The 18,303-nt window shown below is 47.9% G+C and carries 14 protein-coding genes; 7 read left to right on the top strand and 7 right to left on the bottom strand.

Features of this window, described 5'->3' with window-relative positions:
• Positions 1 to 13 precede the first annotated feature (13 nt).
• From mfd to DFP83_RS04215, 4 genes are read left to right on the top strand one after another with little or no spacing between them, the layout of a single operon-like run.
• Positions 14 to 3,493: a transcription-repair coupling factor gene (gene mfd, locus DFP83_RS04200; protein ID WP_110573467.1), complete on the top strand. Its 3,480-nt coding sequence runs from the start codon at positions 14 to 16 to the stop codon at positions 3,491 to 3,493.
• A 16-nt stretch (positions 3,494 to 3,509) separates the two neighbouring features.
• Positions 3,510 to 4,616: a CsiV family protein gene (locus DFP83_RS04205; RefSeq protein WP_157981520.1), complete on the top strand. Its 1,107-nt coding sequence runs from the start codon at positions 3,510 to 3,512 to the stop codon at positions 4,614 to 4,616.
• Between the two features lie 27 nt (positions 4,617 to 4,643).
• On the top strand, positions 4,644 to 5,129 hold the full coding sequence (locus DFP83_RS04210) for a MarR family winged helix-turn-helix transcriptional regulator (protein WP_110573472.1): 486 nt from the start codon (positions 4,644 to 4,646) through the stop codon (positions 5,127 to 5,129).
• Positions 5,126 to 6,859 carry an ExeM/NucH family extracellular endonuclease gene (locus DFP83_RS04215; RefSeq protein WP_110573474.1) on the top strand — a complete coding sequence of 578 codons (1,734 nt, stop codon included), beginning with the start codon at positions 5,126 to 5,128 and terminating at the stop codon, positions 6,857 to 6,859. Before DFP83_RS04210 ends, DFP83_RS04215 begins: the two co-directional genes overlap by 4 nt.
• Here the strand turns inward: DFP83_RS04215 and DFP83_RS04220 are convergent.
• A complete protein-coding gene (locus DFP83_RS04220) occupies positions 6,856 to 7,848 on the bottom strand; it encodes a hypothetical protein (RefSeq protein ID WP_110573476.1) in 993 nt (330 codons plus the stop codon). The two genes, DFP83_RS04215 and DFP83_RS04220, sit on opposite strands and share 4 nt — an antisense overlap.
• Before the next feature lie 47 nt (positions 7,849 to 7,895).
• Here DFP83_RS04220 and msrB point away from each other — a divergent pair, with 47 nt between their 5' ends.
• The gene (gene msrB / locus DFP83_RS04225; RefSeq protein ID WP_110573478.1) at positions 7,896 to 9,029 is read left to right on the top strand and encodes a peptide-methionine (R)-S-oxide reductase MsrB; all 1,134 of its coding nucleotides are present in this window, start codon (positions 7,896 to 7,898) and stop codon (positions 9,027 to 9,029) included.
• Positions 9,030 to 9,033: 4 nt separating this feature from the next.
• Here the strand turns inward: msrB and asnB are convergent, their stop codons facing one another.
• Genes asnB through DFP83_RS04245 form a run of 5 tightly spaced genes read right to left on the bottom strand, consistent with a single transcriptional unit; the run spans position 9,034 to position 14,142 of the window.
• Entirely contained in the window at positions 9,034 to 11,049 is a 2,016-nt protein-coding gene (gene asnB / locus DFP83_RS04230; protein WP_110573480.1) for an asparagine synthase (glutamine-hydrolyzing), read from the bottom strand.
• Between the two features lie 17 nt (positions 11,050 to 11,066).
• A complete protein-coding gene (locus tag DFP83_RS04235; RefSeq protein ID WP_110573482.1) occupies positions 11,067 to 12,134 on the bottom strand; it encodes an aspartate/ornithine carbamoyltransferase family protein in 1,068 nt (355 codons plus the stop codon).
• Between the two features lie 4 nt (positions 12,135 to 12,138).
• On the bottom strand, positions 12,139 to 12,261 hold the full coding sequence (locus DFP83_RS13720) for a hypothetical protein (RefSeq protein WP_275540948.1): 123 nt from the start codon (positions 12,259 to 12,261) through the stop codon (positions 12,139 to 12,141).
• Positions 12,258 to 13,679: a sodium:solute symporter family protein gene (locus DFP83_RS04240; RefSeq protein WP_110573484.1), complete on the bottom strand. Its 1,422-nt coding sequence runs from the start codon at positions 13,677 to 13,679 to the stop codon at positions 12,258 to 12,260. Before DFP83_RS04240 ends, DFP83_RS13720 begins: the two co-directional genes overlap by 4 nt.
• A complete protein-coding gene (locus tag DFP83_RS04245) occupies positions 13,672 to 14,142 on the bottom strand; it encodes a hypothetical protein (protein WP_110573486.1) in 471 nt (156 codons plus the stop codon). Before DFP83_RS04245 ends, DFP83_RS04240 begins: the two co-directional genes overlap by 8 nt.
• Positions 14,143 to 14,345: 203 nt before the next feature.
• On the opposite strand from DFP83_RS04245, the gene folK reads away from it, so the two are divergent.
• Together folK and DFP83_RS04255 are read left to right on the top strand one after the other, a co-directional pair.
• Complete coding sequence (gene folK / locus DFP83_RS04250) at positions 14,346 to 14,711, top strand: 2-amino-4-hydroxy-6-hydroxymethyldihydropteridine diphosphokinase (RefSeq protein WP_110573488.1); 366 nt, start codon at positions 14,346 to 14,348, stop codon at positions 14,709 to 14,711.
• Between the two features lie 3 nt (positions 14,712 to 14,714).
• Positions 14,715 to 15,422, top strand: coding sequence for an SDR family NAD(P)-dependent oxidoreductase (locus DFP83_RS04255; RefSeq protein WP_110573490.1), 708 nt, complete (start codon positions 14,715 to 14,717; stop codon positions 15,420 to 15,422).
• A 69-nt stretch (positions 15,423 to 15,491) separates the two neighbouring features.
• On the opposite strand, the gene acnA is transcribed toward DFP83_RS04255, so the two are convergent.
• Positions 15,492 to 18,167, bottom strand: coding sequence for an aconitate hydratase AcnA (acnA, locus tag DFP83_RS04260; protein ID WP_110573492.1), 2,676 nt, complete (start codon positions 18,165 to 18,167; stop codon positions 15,492 to 15,494).
• Between the last annotated feature and the right edge of the window lie 136 nt (positions 18,168 to 18,303).

The following is an 18,303-nucleotide window of genomic DNA, read 5'->3' on the forward strand; positions in this document are numbered from 1 at the left end:
ACGTTAGGTAGTCATGACTAAAGTTTCGGTTTTTAATCCACCCTTTTCAGATTCAGCCCAGAAGGACATTACCTGGACTGAGTTAAATGGGAGTTCTCCCGCACTGGCGCTCGCAAAAGTCATCGACCGTACGCCGGGGCGCGTACTTGTAGTCACCGCAGATGCGAATCAAGCGCACCGCTTGGAACAGGAAGTACGCTACTTTGCTGGCGAAAATACCGAGTATCATGACGATATAACGGTGTTTCCCGATTGGGAAACCTTGCCCTACGACACTTTTTCGCCGCATCAAGACATTATTTCTGAACGCTTGAGTGTACTCGCACGGCTACCTCAAGCTCGACGTGGTGCGCTGATTGTAAGCTTAAACACGTTGCTACAGCGTATCGCGCCAGTTGAATTTGTGCAGAGCCAATCACTTGATCTTAACGTGGGTCAAAAACTGGATGCTCTGGCACTCCGTGAACAGCTTGAACGCAATGGCTATCGCGCTGTGGAGCAAGTCATGGAACACGGCGAATTTAGCAGTCGCGGTTCAATTCTGGATTTGTTCCCAATGGGCAGCGAGTCGCCTTTCCGAGTTGATTTTTTTGATGATGAAATCGACAGTATTCGACCGTTCGACCCAGAAACACAGCGTTCACTCGAGCCTGTCGACTCGGTAAAATTATTGCCTGCACATGAATTTCCACTGACAAAAGCAGGCATAGAACACTTTCGGTCAGCGTTCCGAGAGCGATTTGAAATAAGCCACGAGCGCGAGTCGCTGTATCAACAAGTCAGCAAGGGTAAAGCGCCAGGCGGCATCGAGTATTATTTACCGCTGTTTTTTGAGCAGACAGCAACACTTTTTGACTACTTGCCCGACGATGCACTTTTGGTGACCTTTGGCGATATTCAAGGGACACTCGAAAAGCTCTGGACCGATATCAACCATCGTTATGAGCAACGCCGTCACGACCAGCAAAAACCGTTATTACATCCGAACGACGTTTTTATGCTCGCCGAGCAAGTCCATAGCCGATTTAAACAAATGCGTCGTATCCGCGCTGCAGTGCCGGCCGGAAAGCCCACCCCAGGTGCGGTAACATTTGATACAGCAGCAGTCACCGATATCGCAGCAGAACATCAAAATAAGCAACCGTTTGCTAAGCTCAAGCAGCTCATCGAAGGCGCGATTAACCGCCAACAACGTCTGTTATTTATGACTGAATCAGCGGGTCGCAAAGAGGCTCTGCACGACATTCTTGGCCGCATCGGCTACCCAGCCCCAAGTGTCACGCACTTTCGCGATTTCGAACAGTCGGATGAACCGTTAGCCATTACGGTCGGCCCTATCATTAACTCTGTACTTCTGGGCTCAGAAAATATTTATCTGATTACCGAAACCGAGCTTATGGGCAACCGCGTCTCACAGCGCCGCCGTCGAGAGCAAAAGCCGACACAAAGCTCAGATGCGCTGATTCGTAATTTAGCCGAGCTAAAGATCGGACAACCTGTGGTGCATATCGACCATGGTGTAGGTCGCTACCAAGGTTTAACAACCCTCGATGCAGGTAACGTGACGACCGAATTCGTTACCATCGAATATGCACAGCAATCAAAACTCTATGTGCCCGTCGCCAGCCTCGACGTGTTAAGTCGTTATAGCGGTGGTGAAGAAAATCACGCCCCACTACACAAGTTAGGCAACGACAGCTGGGAGAAAGCCAAAAAACGCGCCGCAGAAAAAATTCGTGACGTGGCAGCTGAGTTACTTGATGTGTACGCCAAACGAGCGTCAAACGAGGGCTACGGCTTCAACATCGACCACGATGATTATCAGCGATTTGCAGATGGTTTCCCATTTGAAGAAACCACTGACCAGCTCAATGCGATCAATGCCGTCGTGCAGGATATGGGCGCACCACAGCCGATGGATCGCCTAGTTTGCGGTGATGTTGGATTTGGTAAAACTGAAGTGGCGATGCGCGCGGCCTTTATCGCAGTTAACGATAACCGTCAGGTCATGGTATTGGTGCCTACCACGCTATTGGCGCAGCAGCACTACGAAAACTTTAAGGACCGATTCGCCGATTGGCCGGTCCGTATTGAAGTGCTTTCACGCTTTAAAACACCGAAACAGTCAAAACAAATTATTGCCGATACCGAAGACGGTAAAGTGGATATCCTGATTGGTACACACAAACTGTTGCAAGGTGATATTAAGCCAAAAGCACTCGGTTTACTGATTGTTGATGAAGAGCACCGCTTCGGTGTGCGCCAAAAAGAAGCGATCAAGCGACTGCGTGCGAATGTGGATATCTTAACGCTGACTGCAACACCGATACCGCGAACACTCAACATGGCAATGAACAGTATTCGCGACCTTTCGATTATTGCAACACCTCCGGCGCGGCGGCTTGCTGTAAAGACCTTTGTCAGAGAACATGATAGTGCCACCATCCGTGAGGCTATTTTGCGGGAAACTTTGCGTGGTGGTCAGGTCTATTTCCTGCACAATAATGTCGATACCATCGAAAAGACCGCACGCGATATTGAAGCGCTTGTGCCCGAAGCGAGTGTTACCGTCGCGCATGGGCAAATGCGGGAACGTGACCTTGAGCGGATCATGAGTGATTTCTATCACCAGCGCTTTAATGTATTGGTGTGTACGACCATCATCGAAACCGGTATTGATGTGCCGAGTGCCAACACCATTATTATTGATCGTGCTGACCACTTGGGCTTAGCTCAGTTGCATCAACTCCGGGGACGCGTCGGTCGCTCTCATCATCAAGCCTACGCCTATCTTTTAACCCCGCACCCTAAGCGCATGACCAAAGATGCCCTGAAACGTCTTGAAGCCATTTCGCAATTAGAGGATCTGGGTGCAGGCTTTATGCTCGCGACCCACGATCTTGAAATTCGAGGCGCGGGCGAATTACTGGGCGATGATCAAAGTGGTCAAATTGAGACTATCGGTTTCACTCTCTACACCGATATGCTTGAACAGGCTGTCGAGTCACTTAAAAGCGGCAAAGAACCAACACTTGAGGGCTTAACACGCAGTCGCGCTGAAATTGATTTACGGATCCCGGCACTTCTGCCGGACGATTATATTGCAGACGTCAATACCCGCTTGAACCTCTATAAGCGCATCGCGAGCTGCAATAACGATGAGCAACTTGAAGACATCCAAGTTGAATTAATCGACCGCTTTGGTTTATTACCTGATGCGAGCAAAAACCTCGTTGCGCAGACCCGCATTCGTAACCATGCTGAAGCGTTAGGAATCCGTAAAATCGATATGGGTAACCAAGGTGGTACGATAGAGTTCAGTGAGACGCCCAAGGTGAAGCCTGAAACAATTATTGGGCTGATTCAAAAGCGTCCTCAAAATTACCGCCTTGAGGGGCCGACTAAGCTCAAGATAAGTCAATCGGTCGAGGATACTCAAAGTCGCTTAAAACTGATACAGTCACTATTAGAAGAGCTCGCCAGTGATGCATAGATTTGGGGAAAACAACATGAAGATCAAGGGATTAGTTGTTGGTTTGTTGACAGCTTGTTGCGTTATGGTATTACCCAACGCGCAAGCTCAACAGGATCCCGAATATTGGCGCTGGTTTGAAGTTGAGGTGTTGTTATTTAAACACACCGTGAGCCAAGATATTAGTGAACGCTTTCCGCTCAAAGTAGAGGCGATAAACACCGCCAACGCCACTGATCTCATCGCACCGATAGTCAACCAAGATTTCCACAGTTTGCGTGATAACTTACCGCTGTGCGAACTCAGCGAGAATGACTGGCAATGGGGTGATTTGCCATGTCGCTACGAAGATGAGCATTTAACAGTTGGTATTAACGGGAGTCCTTTTAATCGACCGAGCAAATTGGCTCAGTTAGAACAATTACCCGTGCATTTTGCAGACGATGCAAAAGATATCGAAACAGCGCGTCACCCCTTTTTAGTGCCCAATGATCATTGGGTGTTAGATGAGACCGAGCAAGCATTGGAGCAGCGAGGTTTAGCTGAACCACTGTTGCACCTCGCTTGGCGTCAACCAGTGTTTGGCCGTGACGATGACTATAAATTTCGCCTTTACGGTGGCCGCAACTTTGCCGAGCGCTATCAATTTAATGGCTTTATGAAGCCTCAAGAGGGTCTCCATTTAGCGCCCCGTGAACAGCAACTCGAAGCCGATCCGCTGACGCGACGTATGCAAAATATTGATGAGCTGTTCGCAATCTTGAACAAAGGCGACTATCGCTTTGGTACAAACGAGGGTGGTCAACCGCTGGCTCCAATGCAGCCTGATGCCTCGGATACACCCGTATGGGAACTCGATGGCACATTACATATTTTCTTAGTGGGTAACTACTTGCATATCAAAGGCGATTTTAACCTGCGTGAAGAAGCGCTCGTCGCGCCGCCTCGAGGCGAACTATCGGCACAGGCATCCGATATGCTGGCGTCCTCATTGACACAAATTGAGGGACAACGCTTTTTAAGAAGCTACCGGTTTGATCAGCTACGACGCGTAATTAGTCATGAGACGCACTACTTTGATCACCCAAAATTAGGTATGATTGTGCAAATTCGTCGTACTGATTTATCTGCACGGCGCTACTAAAACTCTAATCAGCTACTAGGAGTGACAATGGAAAAGTATGAAGAACTTTTACTCGCATTACGTAAAGTCATTCGCGCCATTGATCTGCACTCCAAACAGCTTAATAAATACTCAGGATTAACTGCCCCACAACTGCTCATACTGCGTGAAATTGTTGCACGCGACGGTATTACCGCCAGTGAAGTTGCGCAAAACATTACATTAAGCCCGGCGACAGTCTCGAATGTCATCGAGCGTATGGAGCATCGCGGTCTCATTTATCGCCGTCGAAGCAATACCGACAAGCGTCGCGTTCTGATGTATATCACCGAGCAAGGTCAGTCACTGTTAGCACAGGCTCCGCAGCCCTTGCAGGAAGATTTCATCGAGAAGTTTCAAGCGCTTGATGAGTGGGAACAATCCTTGCTGCTTTCATCGATGCAGCGGATTGCCACCATGATGGACGCTGAAAGGCTTGATGCGGCACCGGTGTTGGAGGTTGGCAGTTACCACAAAATGGACAAGCACTCATGAATAAACTGGTTATTGCCGCTGTCATTTTACTCAGTGCGGGCAATGTTTCTGCACAACAATGCGGTGAAGATACCAAGCCGCTCACGGCTATTTCAGCAATTCAAGGCACCTCGTGGCAGTCGCCATTGGTTGGGCAAGAAGTTACGACTTCGGGCACAGTCACTGCAAATTGGTCCAACGATAACGAGCTCAATGGCTTTGTCATCCAAAGTAACGAACCTGATGATGACTCACGCAGCTCTGAAGCGCTTTTCGTCACGACTAAAATCGCACAACAGTTTGCTGTTGGTGATCTCGTCGTCGTTACTGGAGAAGTGAGCGAAGTCAACGAGCAAACTCGATTGACCGACGTGACCGCCCTTGTATCCTGCCCTCAAGCACGACCAGTTCCCGCACCCGTCACGGTGAGTTTGCCATTTTCAAACCATGAGCAACGCGAACAGTACGAACACATGTTGGTGACGTTAACAGCTGCAAAAAGCCAACAACTGACGATTTCAGGGCATTACCAACTGGCTCGCCATGGCTATTTTGATGTCTCAAGCGGTCGCTTGTTGACTCCATCGCAAGTCGCAGAGCCAGGTAAAGCGGCACGCGAGCATATGCAACGCAACCAGCTCAACCGTGTACAAGTCGATGATAATAGTGACATTGAGCCGACAACCTTGCCATTCAGCCAATTGAACAGTACAGCACAAAACTCACTGCGCAGTGGCACCACCTTGGCACCTATCGTGGGCATTCTTACTGAGTTCCGCGGTCGAGCCCGTATTCAACCAACCGAAGCGTTAAGCGCCGAACAAATAAATGAGCCGACAAGCCCGACTGGCAAAGCAGACAACTTAAGGATCTCCAGCTTCAATGTGCTTAACCTGTTTAATGGCGATGGCGAGCAAAACGGCTTTCCCACTGAGCGTGGTGCCGATACATTTGCTGCTTACCAGCGCCAGCAAACTAAAATTGTCTCTGCGTTAGTCGAAATCGATGCCGATGTGTTTGGTTTAATGGAAGTCGAAAACGATGGCTACGGTGCAGATAGTGCGATTGTGCAACTGGTGAATGAACTCAATAGCGCCCAAGACAACCAGTATGTTATCGCTGAACCCCGCGCTCAACGACTCGGTGACGACCAAATTGCTGTTGGGTTAATTTATAACCGTGATCGTGTTAAACCCGTTGGTCATGCTCTCACCTTCACGCAAGGTCCATTCCGCTCAGGTAGCCGCCCGCCGCTCGCGCAAGTATTTGAAGATAAGCGCACCGGCGAACAGTTCACTGCGGTGGTCAACCACTTCAAGTCGAAAGGCGGTTGCCCAGAACAAGGACCCAACGCAAACCAACGTGATGGTCAATACTGTTGGAACCAACAACGTGTCGACTCAGCAAAAGCGTTAACCGAATGGGTTGCCAAGAATGACTTCCCAACCCCCGTGCTACTCGGTGACTTTAATGCTTACTTCAAAGAAGACCCGTTACGCTATATCGAGTCACAAGGCTATACCAACGTGTCTGGTGCCGAGGATTATTCGTACGTATTTGATAGCCAAGCCGGTGCACTTGACCATATCTTGGTTGATAATGCCTTAAACGACCGAATTAAAAATGTGCAGCACATTCATTACAATAGTGATGAGCCGACTGTATTCAGTTACCAAGACACCGACCATTTTGAACCGGGTCCCTATCGTTCATCCGATCATGACCCCGTCATTATCGACGTGGCGTTTTAACCACGCTCGTTACCAAATCTGAGTTCAAACTCCACACCAACCATCCAATGGCCTCGCCGCGTTTCATAACGTTCTTCGCGAGGCCAATGATGCCCTACCCATGTTTCCATCAATAACCACGACTTATAAATTTTGCGTCTATCCAGCACCCGAACGCCATAATCCACCACGGTGACAGGCGCTTCATTTTCGCCCTCTGACCAGATCTCGGCCGCGTATGCATGATCCTTATCGGTTAGTAGATACATGATGGCAGACGAGCTCCAACGCACACCCTGTGTTTCTTGTGCAAAAGTACCCAGTGCCGACCATTTCGCAACAAGATCGGTGGTAAGTTGGGTTTCGGTATCAATGCGCTGCGCGATGCCATAACCGTCACTATCCCGCCAAAAAACAGAAGATTCCCAACGCATCAGGCTCTTATCTGAAAGGATACTATCCACACGGTATCGCGCCCGCGCATAAGTATCAAAGCGTATGCCACCACGCACACCAATGCTGTAGGTCAGTCGATGTGCTTCATTTACTTGCCGACTAAAACCTAAACCAACCAACCATTCATCGTCAGTGGTCGGCGAGTTAATCACCGATGGCCTGCCCACATCTTGTTGGTCTAGAAACTCCCCTTCATCGACTTGGCCCAAAAAGGCGGAAAAGTCCTCTTTCGCATGCGGCAGCTTGAATTGTGCACGAAATCGCGAATCGACCTCAAACTTATGGTACCCCGACCATTGCGGAGCTAATGTTAAGCGGCCGTACGTCTCGTGGTCTTCGCTATTCATTCCTCGGTCTGCAAAAAAACCATCTATCCAGCGTGCACTTGACTCAACAGTGGTTTCCAAGCCCTTACGAAAGCCTTCTAGCCAACCGTCAGAAGCGCCTTCTTGTGTGTTCGCTTGTGCCGCCTCGTCTGACGCCTGCGCACACACTGCCGGCGACATGAGCCATAGCACGCATATAAAAATTCGATTTACATAAATCTTTTTCATCCCGACTGACCTATATTGTTATTAGATGCGGTAATCTAGGAGGCTTTATGTCCAAATATATTTTTACCGTGCTTGCTCTACTTTTCACTCACTTGAGCATGGCACAAAATGAAATCAACGAAAAGCAATCTCATGAGCAAATAGCAACTTTTGCAGGTGGTTGCTTTTGGTGCGTAGAAGAAGCGTTCGAGCAAATGAATGGCGTACGCGAAGTAATATCGGGTTACAGCGGTGGTAGTGAAGAGAACCCAACCTATGAGCAAGTCTCTGCTGGGCAAACAGGTCATACCGAGAGCGTGCAAGTCTACTATGATCCTAACATTGTCTCTTATGCTGCATTGGTACAGAAGTTTTGGCGTATCATTAATCCAACAGACAATCGTGGTCAGTTTGTCGATCGTGGACAGCAATACCGTCCGGAAATTTTCTATCACAATGAGCAGCAACGCCAGATAGCTCAACAGACTAAACAATGGTTAGCCAAAAACGGACCGTTCGATAAGTCCATAGTCGTGCCCATCACCCGGTTTGAATCGTTTTATCCCGCCGAGGATTATCACCAAGACTATTACGACAAGAACCCTATCCGTTACAAGGTGTACACCTTTAACTCAGGTCGCTACGACTTTATTGAGAAGTTTTGGGGTGATACCTCGGGTATCGATTATCAACAGTACACTAACCAAAACCCCAACGGCGTGAGTCAATCGGATGCCGCTCAAGCAAGCTGGAAGAATTACAGTAAACCCAGTGACGATGTGTTAAGACGTCAACTCACTGACATCCAGTATGAAGTCACGCAAGAGGACGGGACTGAAGAGCCTTTTAATAATCCATATTGGGATAATAAACGCGCAGGCATTTATGTCGACATACTCAGTGGTGAACCCTTATTTTCATCGACCGATAAGTATAAATCGGGCACAGGTTGGCCGAGTTTCACTCAGCCCATCCAATCGGATGCAGTGGTAGAGAAAGAGGATAATAGTTGGTTCTACACCCGTACTGAGATTCGCAGCCGTTATGGTAATAACCATATCGGCCACGTATTCACCGACGGCCCCGAGCCAACGGGCCTGCGTTACTGCATGAACTCAGCAGCGCTTGAATTTATCCCACTCGAGGAAATGCAAGAGCGCGGCTATGGCGAATACATTTCGTATGTATCCGCCATCCAATAAACGACTAAGCAATCCAACCCAGTTCCTGAGCGCGCTGCTGTGCTTGCTCAGGAACATTGGTTGCGACAAAGTGGTGATGTAACACTTGTACACCTAGCATGTGGTTGATAACCGCATCCAGTTGGACTTGCTCTTCAGGCGTAACATCACTTGAATTATGGCGTGTGAAGACCGCTTCTACCTCTTCAAAGTCCAACAGACCCGCGTCTTTCACCGCTTGCTCACTCAAAAACTCGTCCGCTAAATGTTCCACTGCTTTCCATTTCTCCGGGTCGGTATGAGCAGGAGGCGCCATGAAGGCAAATTTTTCGCGCTTATACAGCGTTTCTGGCAGCAGGCCTTTCATCGCCTCACGCAGTACGTATTTCTCTTTATTACCCTTAATACGTAAATGCGGCGGCACCGTGAAAGCATACTCGGCTAGGTGGTGGTCAAGAAACGCGGGTCGAGCTTCCATTGAGTTCGCCATGTCTACGCGGTCGCCACCCCAGGTCAGAATTTGCCCCTCTAACATGGTTTTAATCCAAACATATTGCGCTCTATCCAGCGGATGGCGACCAGCCAAGTAGGTTTCATCCAAAGTATCTGCAATCGCTTTACCCGGATCGTAATCTTCCAGCTGCGTACGTAGCGCTTTATTAATTAATGGCTTTGCCACACTGCTACACGACAACCAGGGTTGAACACAGCTTGGGGTAAATCCAACTTTCTTATTTAACGCATCACTACTGAATTCTTCACGCGCCAGCATCGCCCCTTTAAATAACTGGTTGTTCTTTTCTAGTAGCTTTTGCCATTCTAAACGTTCAATTTCGGGTAAATGATCTAATCCATGCAGGAACATATCTTTACGAAAAGCCGGATAACCCGCAAATAACTCGTCTGAACCCTCGCCTGTCATGACTACTTTATAACCCGCCTCATGAACCTGCTGACTCATCAGGTACTTAGCAACACCAAGCGTGTTATAAATCGTACGTTCAGTATGCCAAAGAGTTTTCACAAAATGGTCATAGAGATCATTCGCTTTCAGCGCCATGATGTGGTGATCGGCATCAGTCGCCTCGGCCATTTCACGTGCAATTGGCGTTTCATCGTAGTCATCAGAATCAAAGCCAATGGTAAATGCTTTAACGGAGGTCTGTGTCGATGCCGACGCAAGGCCTAAAATCGAGCATGAGTCGATACCTCCCGAGAGATAACAGCCAACAGGTACGTCAGCCGTCATACGGTGCTGAACCGCTTCTAAGAGCTTCTCACGCACGCCTTCAACATACTCAGTCTCATCCACTTCATCACCCGGATAATCATGTTCATCAGGGAAGTCGACATCCCAATACTTCAACGTATCAATATTGAGCTTGCCATCATTACGTTTGATTTTAACCACTTGTCCCGGCTGTACTTGATGCACACCTTCGAACGCTGTGGAACCTGGGACCATCACTTGAATTAATTGGTGGTATAACCCTTCGGCTGAAAATGACCGTTTAACCTGAGGGTGAGCAAATAACACTTTCAGCTCTGAACCAAATACCACCCCTTCATCAGTTTCCGTCCAATACAACGGTTTAATACCAAAACGGTCACGCACTAAATACAGTGTGTCCTCGTGTTTATCGTATAAACCAAACGCAAATTCGCCACGCAACTCCTTTAACGTATCCTCAAGGCCGTAACGCTCGAATAAGTGCAACACGATCTCCGAATCACTTTTTGTGCGAAACCGAGCGCCGCGCGCCGTTAAGTCTGCGCGAATACGTTTAAAGTCATAAAACTCACCATTGTGAGTTAACATCAGCCGTTCATCTTGCGAAAGAAAAGGTTGCTTAGCACGCTCTTCATTCAAATCAATAATCGACAGCCGAGCATGGCTAAACCCTACGCCTTGCTCGGGCTGTATATGATACCCATAACCATCGGGACCCCGGTGATGCATTATCGCAGCCATATTGACCAAGGTCTGAGCGTCGATAGGATTATTGACGCGGTGATTGAATACTCCAGCAATTCCGCACATCTTCGTTTTTCCTTGTGTTATACGACATCGATAACGCGCTCAGCGCGTTGAACCATACACGTGAGTAACGCCATTCTTAAAAACACCGCCCCGCGGGCTTGGCTGAAATACCAATTATGCGGCGTGTGATCGAGATCCGTTGCCAGTTCGGGTCCTCTCGCCAAAGGATGCAATATGATCGCATCTTTCTTCAATGGAGATTGCGCATCGAGACTGAATGATTTCCCATAGGTATTAAACGTTTCGCCTTCCCAAGATATCGCATTGATATACACCACATCGATATCGGGTAGCGTTGCATTGAGGTCTGTTGAGGTACGCACGCGGATACCCGCTTGCTCAATTTGCTCCCGTTGCTGTTCGGCAAAAAGCTGATCGGCGACGGATTCGTCATGAATGATAACCAACTCTTTGACGGCATCTGGAAACTTCAGCAAGCTTTTGATTAAACTTCTGACGGTACGCATTTTATTGGGGACACCGATAATGCCTACACTCACCGCATGTTGCTTGGCGTCCGCAGTCGTCAGTTCTGGCTTCCACTTAAATAGCGCGTAAAGATCCGCTAATGCCTGCGTCGGGTGCTCATCACACCCGTTACCCGCATTAATAATGGGTATCCGGAGCGAGTCAATCATCTCCTCTAACGAGGATTCATTGTTGTCCCTAAGCACCACACAGTCGCCGTAGTTATTAAACATTTCAGCGACATCAGCAAGACACTCGCCTTTCGCAATTCCCGTAGTGGAGCGATCGGTTATCGACATGATGTCGCCACCTAAGCGGTGCCAAGCACTCTCAAAAGAGAGTCTGGTCCGTGTACTGGGCTCGTAAAAAGCCGAGATAAGAATTTTGCCCTGCAACGAGGTACTGAATCGTCGTGGGTTTGCTTCATATTTTGCGGCCAGTCGAAACAACTGCAACATGCCATTTTGTGTAAACTGATCCGACGAAACGATGTGCTGATTAGCGAGTTTCAGTAGATAATCACCATCCTCTTGAATCGCTCTCAACAACGCTTTAGGGTGCGCATCACCGCACACATCAGGTCTGTCCCGTTCAAAGGAAACATCCTTTATATTCATACAGTTACCATATTGATTTAGAAAAATAATCTTTTAAAAACAGACCGATAAGCACAATAGGCGCCAGCACAGTGAGTAGCAAAGCACCTGTCACCAACAGATAAAGTGCGGTTTCTGAAATCATCATTGTCGGCTCTCCTGCAATTCATGCCACGAGAATTGGCGTTTGTTAAATACAACGCCCGCTGCGCAAATCAGTCCGGACACAGCACAGGACACCAGTGCTGCAACGTAAAATCCAATCCAAAAGTAAGCAATCAGTCCTGCTATCGTACCGGCGGCCATGGCTAGCCCTGCAAACGTGCCTTGCAAGCGCCGCCAATAAAGCCCTATGACAATTGGCCATATGGTGCTGGCGACAAATGCTCCGGCAAAATTCAGTAATGCGCCTAATGTCGCTATACGGGGAAGACACAACAACCACGTCATAAAGCCTAAGCCCAACAAGCAATACCGATTAAAGCGCATGAGTTGCTGATCAGTCGCCTTTTTCTTGATTAATTTATGATAAATATCCTGTGTCACCAGATCAGAAGACGCCGCCAATAACGAGTCGAGACTCGATGCTAAGGCAGAAAATACGACAATAAATACGACGATGGCACCCGCTTTACCCAATACAGAAGAGGCGACAGCCGGTCCTATCATGTCGGCAGACGCTGGGAATATTCCGAGCTGTGGCGCGGCGAGTGCAATGAAGCCCGTTACAATCGGAATAGGTAACCATAGCAGACCACCGGTGATATAAGCCTTGTAAGCGACGTCTTTTCGAAAAGACAGCGCACGCGACCACCATACATTCGAGTGAAATATCTCACCCAAACCAAAAAATATATTATTGAACAAGAACATCACCGCCGCAGGAAACAGTAAATCCAGTAACTGCGGGTGCGCTTGGCTCAGTTCCGTATGTATACTGGTTAATCCAACGTTATCGATCAACCAGTACGCGATAACGGCTACGCCAATAATGATAATCAGCGCTTGCAGAAAATCGGTTGCAATAACTGCACGCAGTCCGCCAAACAGCGTATAGCCAACACACATGGCCAAAATAATTGTCATGCCAATGTAGTAATCCAAACCACTCAGTGCTTCGAGTAAAATCCCACCGGCCATACCGAGGCTGACTAACCAACCAAATGCGTACACCACGGAGATCACTATGAATACGCCCCATGCAAATCGTCCGTAGCGTAAGCGGATAAAGTCACCTGATGTGTATCCTTGCGGTAGCAACTGTTTGATACGTTTTGCCATCGGCGCAAACAGCAAAAGACCGAGCGCAGCAAATGAGTAACCCACCATGCCCCAAACGCCCAGTTGGTAAGTTAACTGAGGGGCGACCAATGTGGTATTACTGGTGACCCAGGTCGCCATGGCTGTTGCCGCTGCAAACGCATAACCCACATTGCGACCTGCTAACGCAAAATCTTCATGGGATTTATTCTTACGCCCCAGCCAGACACCAAACGCGATCCATGCCAATGCAAAGCCGATAATAATGAACAACGCCGTATGCGTATCCAATGCAAATTCAGTCATTATTCACCGCCTTCTTGTGTCCGCTAATGAGCGTGATAAGCAACAGCAAAAACAGCAAGGCGCCTATACAGAACAACGTCAGCGCTTGCCAAACGGGATAGTGTGAGACGGTGACGTTGATAGCCGTTTCGCTGACAACCGTATCTTCATGTGTAGCGCGAATAAAATAGTGACCCGACTCGAACCCCGTCAGTGTAACCTGTTCAAAATCGCCCATCACGGGCACCGTTTGTACAATGGTATCGAACGAATTAGAGGTACTGACTTGGAGATATAGAGGACGCAACGCCGCAGGTACGTGCTCAAACTCAATGACAAAGTAACCCGCGCGCACTTCGGTTTGTGGTCCAGACAAGCGCACAGTGGTTTGCTCCTGCGCTGCTATCGAACAGGACGTCAATATACATAACAACGCAAACAGCGTTTTGTTATAGCCTTTCAGCCACACCTGAAAGCTCGTCATATGATGAGTTCTTATTATCTTTGACACAAAATTCAGCCTATCAGCGGTTCTCGGGGTTTTCAACTTAACTCGTTGAACGAGGAGAATCGGTCTATAATTTTTTAACAATTCGCGAAAAACAATAAAATCCGATACGGTTGTACAAACCAATTAGTTTTGAATTGCGTATACTAATTCAATGTAATCAACGACAAAGTTAATCTATGAAGTATTTATGTAGTTTGGGGTCAAACATCGAACCAGAGCTCCACTTTTCTCGCGCTAAGCATTACCTTCATCAAGTCTCTGATGAATTAACCTTTACACGCGACATCCTCACTCGCCCTGTCGATATTGATACACCGCATCCCTTTCTTAATGCGTTATTCACCATCGAAACATCACTCACGGCAACACAGTTAAAACAGCGTTTTAACGCGATTGAGGAGCAATTAGGTCGTGACCGTAACGATCCAAACCGAAGTATCAAAGACCGCACGATTGATATCGATATCCTCGGTCCTGTCGATGAGCATCCCGAAGTACCTACTTATTTACAAGATATCGCGAGCGAACTAACACAAGGATAAACCATGGCAAAGAGTGTTCTTATTACAGGCGCGGGTCGCCGCTTTGGCTATGAACTCGCCAACCATTTGATCGACGAGGGTTATCAAGTATTCGCCCACTACAATAGTTCCAAACAAGGTGTCGAAGCACTTGAGCAGCGTGGTGCAATTCCGTTGCAGGCTGACTTCAATGACCCGTCAGCCGTTCAAACGTTGGTTGAGCACATTAAACAAAAGACTGAAGTGCTCGATATGTTAGTTAACAACGCTTCCTGCTTTTTCGACAACCATCGCGTTGACAATGATAAGGATGCACTCACGGCAGTTTACAATGTTCACGCGGTCGCACCCTATCTGCTGATTACCGGGCTCGCACCGTTACTCGAACACAGTGATAACCCGCTGATAGTTAACATTACCGATATCTACACCGATAGCCCCTCCCCCCACTATATCGCTTACTGTGGTGCTAAAGCAGCACTCGCCAATATGACGCAAGGCTTCGCTAAAACGCTGGCACCTAAGATACGTGTTAATGCGATTCAACCGGGCCCTATTTTATTTTTACCCGATCACGATGATGAGCACCGCAAGAAAGTGATGTCAGAAACGCCACTTAATGTTGAAGGTGGGCTACAGCCCATGATTGAGACGGTGAAATTTCTGCGCGATAACCCATTTCTTACAGGCGAATCGATTAAGGTCGATGGGGGTCGAGCACTGAATATCTAACTGATTCGGTCTAATAAAAAAGCCGCCCGCATGTTGATGCGGGCGGCTTTTTTTAATCGCTCTAATAGCTTATTTACTTTCGAGCATTTGACGTAATACGTAGTGCAAGATACCGCCACTTTTGTAGTACTTCATTTCGTTTGAAGTATCAATGCGGCACTTAGCTTGGAATTTAACTTCCTTGCCATCTTTGCCTTTAGCCACGACATCAAGCATTTGCCCAGGCTTGAGGTCTTTATTGAGACCTTTAACAGAGATAGTCTCATCACCTGTCAAACCATGAGCTTCAACGCCTTGGCCGTCCTCAAATTGTAAAGGTAATACACCCATACCAATCAAGTTCGAACGGTGAATACGCTCGTAGCTTTCAGCAATAACCGCTTTGACGCCAAGTAGACGTGTACCTTTAGCAGCCCAGTCACGGCTTGACCCGGTACCGTACTCTTTACCTGCCAAGACAACCAATGGCGTGTCGTTTTCGATGTACTTCATCGCGGCATCATAAATCGACATTTGCTCACCGGTTGGGATGTACTTGGTGAATCCACCCTCTACATCATCCAACATTTGGTTCTTGATTCGGATGTTACCAAAGGTACCGCGCATCATCACTTCATGGTTACCACGACGCGAACCAAACGAGTTAAAGTCTTTTACCTCAACACCGTTCTCTTGCAAGTAATGACCCGCAGGTGAGTCAGGCTTGATCGAGCCTGCTGGCGAAATATGGTCAGTGGTGATCGAGTCAGCAAACACCGCAAGCACATTGGCATCTTCGATGTCACTTGGATCAGCCAACGGCTCATTAATGTCATCAAAGAACGGTGGATTCTTCACATAAGTTGAATCATCCTGCCAATCGTAGGTTTTACCCTCAGCCACTTTAATCGAACGCCACTCTTCATCACCTTTAAAGACTTCGCCATATTCCTTGCGGAACATTTCGTTGTCGACGGTTTTAACGGCTTCAGCGATTTCAGAGCTGCTTGGCCAAATGTCTTTTAACATGACATCATTGCCGTCTTTATCTTTACCCAGTGGGTCTTTGCTTAAGTCCGTACGCGTTGTACCCGCGAGTGCGTAAGCGACAACTAAGGGTGGCGACGCAAGCCAGTTGGCTTTCACATCAGGGTGCACGCGGCCTTCAAAGTTACGGTTACCCGATAGCACTGACGATACTGTCAAATCACCTTCGTTAATCGCATCGCTGATCTCATCATCTAGTGGACCCGAGTTACCGATACAGGTGGTACAACCATAACCAACAAGGTGGAAGCCGAGTTCGTCAAGATAAGGTGTTAGGCCTGCTTTCGCTAAGTAATCGGTGACTACCTTAGAGCCAGGCGCAAATGAAGATTTGACCCAAGGCTGACGAATCAAGCCTTTTTCAACGGCTTTCTTGGCAAGCAGACCAGCCGCCATCAACACACTTGGGTTTGAGGTGTTGGTACAGGATGTAATCGCAGCAATCACCACATCACCGTGAGAAAGCTCGAAATCTTGTCCTTTTACAGGTACAGATTTGTCTTTCTCGTTGGCTTTACCATTGGTCTCCAAGATGAGGTCGAAATTACTACCCAATTGCTCCATGTTTACTCGATCTTGAGGACGCTTAGGTCCAGCAAGTGATGCACGTACTTCACTTAAATCGAGCTCAAGGGTATCCGTAAATTCTGGTTCGTTATCGTTTGTACGCCACAGACCTTGCTCTTTACAATACGCTTCAACCAGCGCCAAGGTCTCTTCATCACGTCCTGACAAACGCATGTAGTTGATAGTTTCTTCATCCACTGGGAAGAAGCCACAAGTCGCACCGTATTCTGGCGACATGTTCGAAATGGTTGCACGATCCGCCAGCGGCAAGTTATCCAAACCTGGACCATAAAACTCAACGAATTTACCAACAACGCCTTTCTCGCGCAGCATTTGTGTCACGGTCAACACTAAGTCTGTTGCCGTTACACCCTCGTTCAGTTTGCCCGTCATACGGAAACCAACCACCTCAGGAATCAGCATTGAGACCGGCTGTCCGAGCATCGCGGCTTCAGCTTCGATACCGCCAACACCCCAGCCTAAGACGCCAAGTGCGTTAATCATGGTGGTGTGTGAATCGGTCCCCACTAGGGTATCTGGATAGGCGAACGTCTTACCATTTTCTTCTTTGGTCCAAACGCTTTTGCCTAAGTACTCGAGGTTAACCTGGTGACAGATACCTGTCCCTGGTGGCACTACGCGGAAGTTTTCAAATGCTTTTTGACCCCAACGGAGGAACTCGTAACGCTCTTTGTTGCGTTCCATTTCAATCCGCACGTTTTCTTTAAACGCTTGCGGTGACGCATATTTATCAACCATCACCGAGTGGTCAATCACCAAATCGACAGGTGATAACGGATTAATAAGGTCAGGGTTTTGACCCGCGTTGCTCACGGCATCGCGCATCGCTGCTAAATCCACAATACCGGGCACACCGGTGAAATCCTGCATCAATACACGCGCAGGACGGTACTGAATCTCACGATCAATTTTGCGTTCTTTTAACCAGTCTGCCATTGCAGATAAGTCGTCACGAGTGACGGTGTCGCCGTCTTCGTTACGAAGTAAGTTTTCTAGCAGTACTTTCATCGATGCGGGCAATTTATCGATATTGCCCAGCTCCTTGGCTGCTTTAGGTAAGCTGTAATATTCATACGAGTTACCATTAACATCCAATGTACTTAACGTATTCAGACTGTCTTTGCCTGACATAGTACTCTCCCGTTCGCTCTTGCGTTAGTTAAGCTGATAGGTTTTTATTAATATAGTCAAAGTAGCTATGTTCGACCATAGCCTTTTGTTTTATGCAAACATATTGCGCTGTAAAGGGCTACCAACATGCGCTTAA

The organism is Idiomarina fontislapidosi (assembly GCF_003226255.1).
Classification (GTDB): domain Bacteria; phylum Pseudomonadota; class Gammaproteobacteria; order Enterobacterales; family Alteromonadaceae; genus Idiomarina; species Idiomarina fontislapidosi.

Excerpts from the sequence above, each read along its gene's own strand:
- mfd (WP_110573467.1), top strand. The coding sequence starts at position 14 with ATGACTAAAGTTTCGGTTTTTAATCCACCCTTTTCAGATTCAGCCCAG.
- DFP83_RS04205 (WP_157981520.1), top strand. The coding sequence starts at position 3,510 with ATGAAGATCAAGGGATTAGTTGTTGGTTTGTTGACAGCTTGTTGCGTT.
- DFP83_RS04210 (WP_110573472.1), top strand. The coding sequence starts at position 4,644 with ATGGAAAAGTATGAAGAACTTTTACTCGCATTACGTAAAGTCATTCGC.
- DFP83_RS04215 (WP_110573474.1), top strand. The coding sequence starts at position 5,126 with ATGAATAAACTGGTTATTGCCGCTGTCATTTTACTCAGTGCGGGCAAT.
- DFP83_RS04220 (WP_110573476.1), bottom strand. The coding sequence starts at position 7,848 with ATGAAAAAGATTTATGTAAATCGAATTTTTATATGCGTGCTATGGCTC.
- msrB (WP_110573478.1), top strand. The coding sequence starts at position 7,896 with ATGTCCAAATATATTTTTACCGTGCTTGCTCTACTTTTCACTCACTTG.
- asnB (WP_110573480.1), bottom strand. The coding sequence starts at position 11,049 with ATGTGCGGAATTGCTGGAGTATTCAATCACCGCGTCAATAATCCTATC.
- DFP83_RS04235 (WP_110573482.1), bottom strand. The coding sequence starts at position 12,134 with ATGAATATAAAGGATGTTTCCTTTGAACGGGACAGACCTGATGTGTGC.
- DFP83_RS13720 (WP_275540948.1), bottom strand. The coding sequence starts at position 12,261 with ATGATGATTTCAGAAACCGCACTTTATCTGTTGGTGACAGGTGCTTTG.
- DFP83_RS04240 (WP_110573484.1), bottom strand. The coding sequence starts at position 13,679 with ATGACTGAATTTGCATTGGATACGCATACGGCGTTGTTCATTATTATC.
- DFP83_RS04245 (WP_110573486.1), bottom strand. The coding sequence starts at position 14,142 with ATGACGAGCTTTCAGGTGTGGCTGAAAGGCTATAACAAAACGCTGTTT.
- folK (WP_110573488.1), top strand. The coding sequence starts at position 14,346 with ATGAAGTATTTATGTAGTTTGGGGTCAAACATCGAACCAGAGCTCCAC.
- DFP83_RS04255 (WP_110573490.1), top strand. The coding sequence starts at position 14,715 with ATGGCAAAGAGTGTTCTTATTACAGGCGCGGGTCGCCGCTTTGGCTAT.
- acnA (WP_110573492.1), bottom strand. The coding sequence starts at position 18,167 with ATGTCAGGCAAAGACAGTCTGAATACGTTAAGTACATTGGATGTTAAT.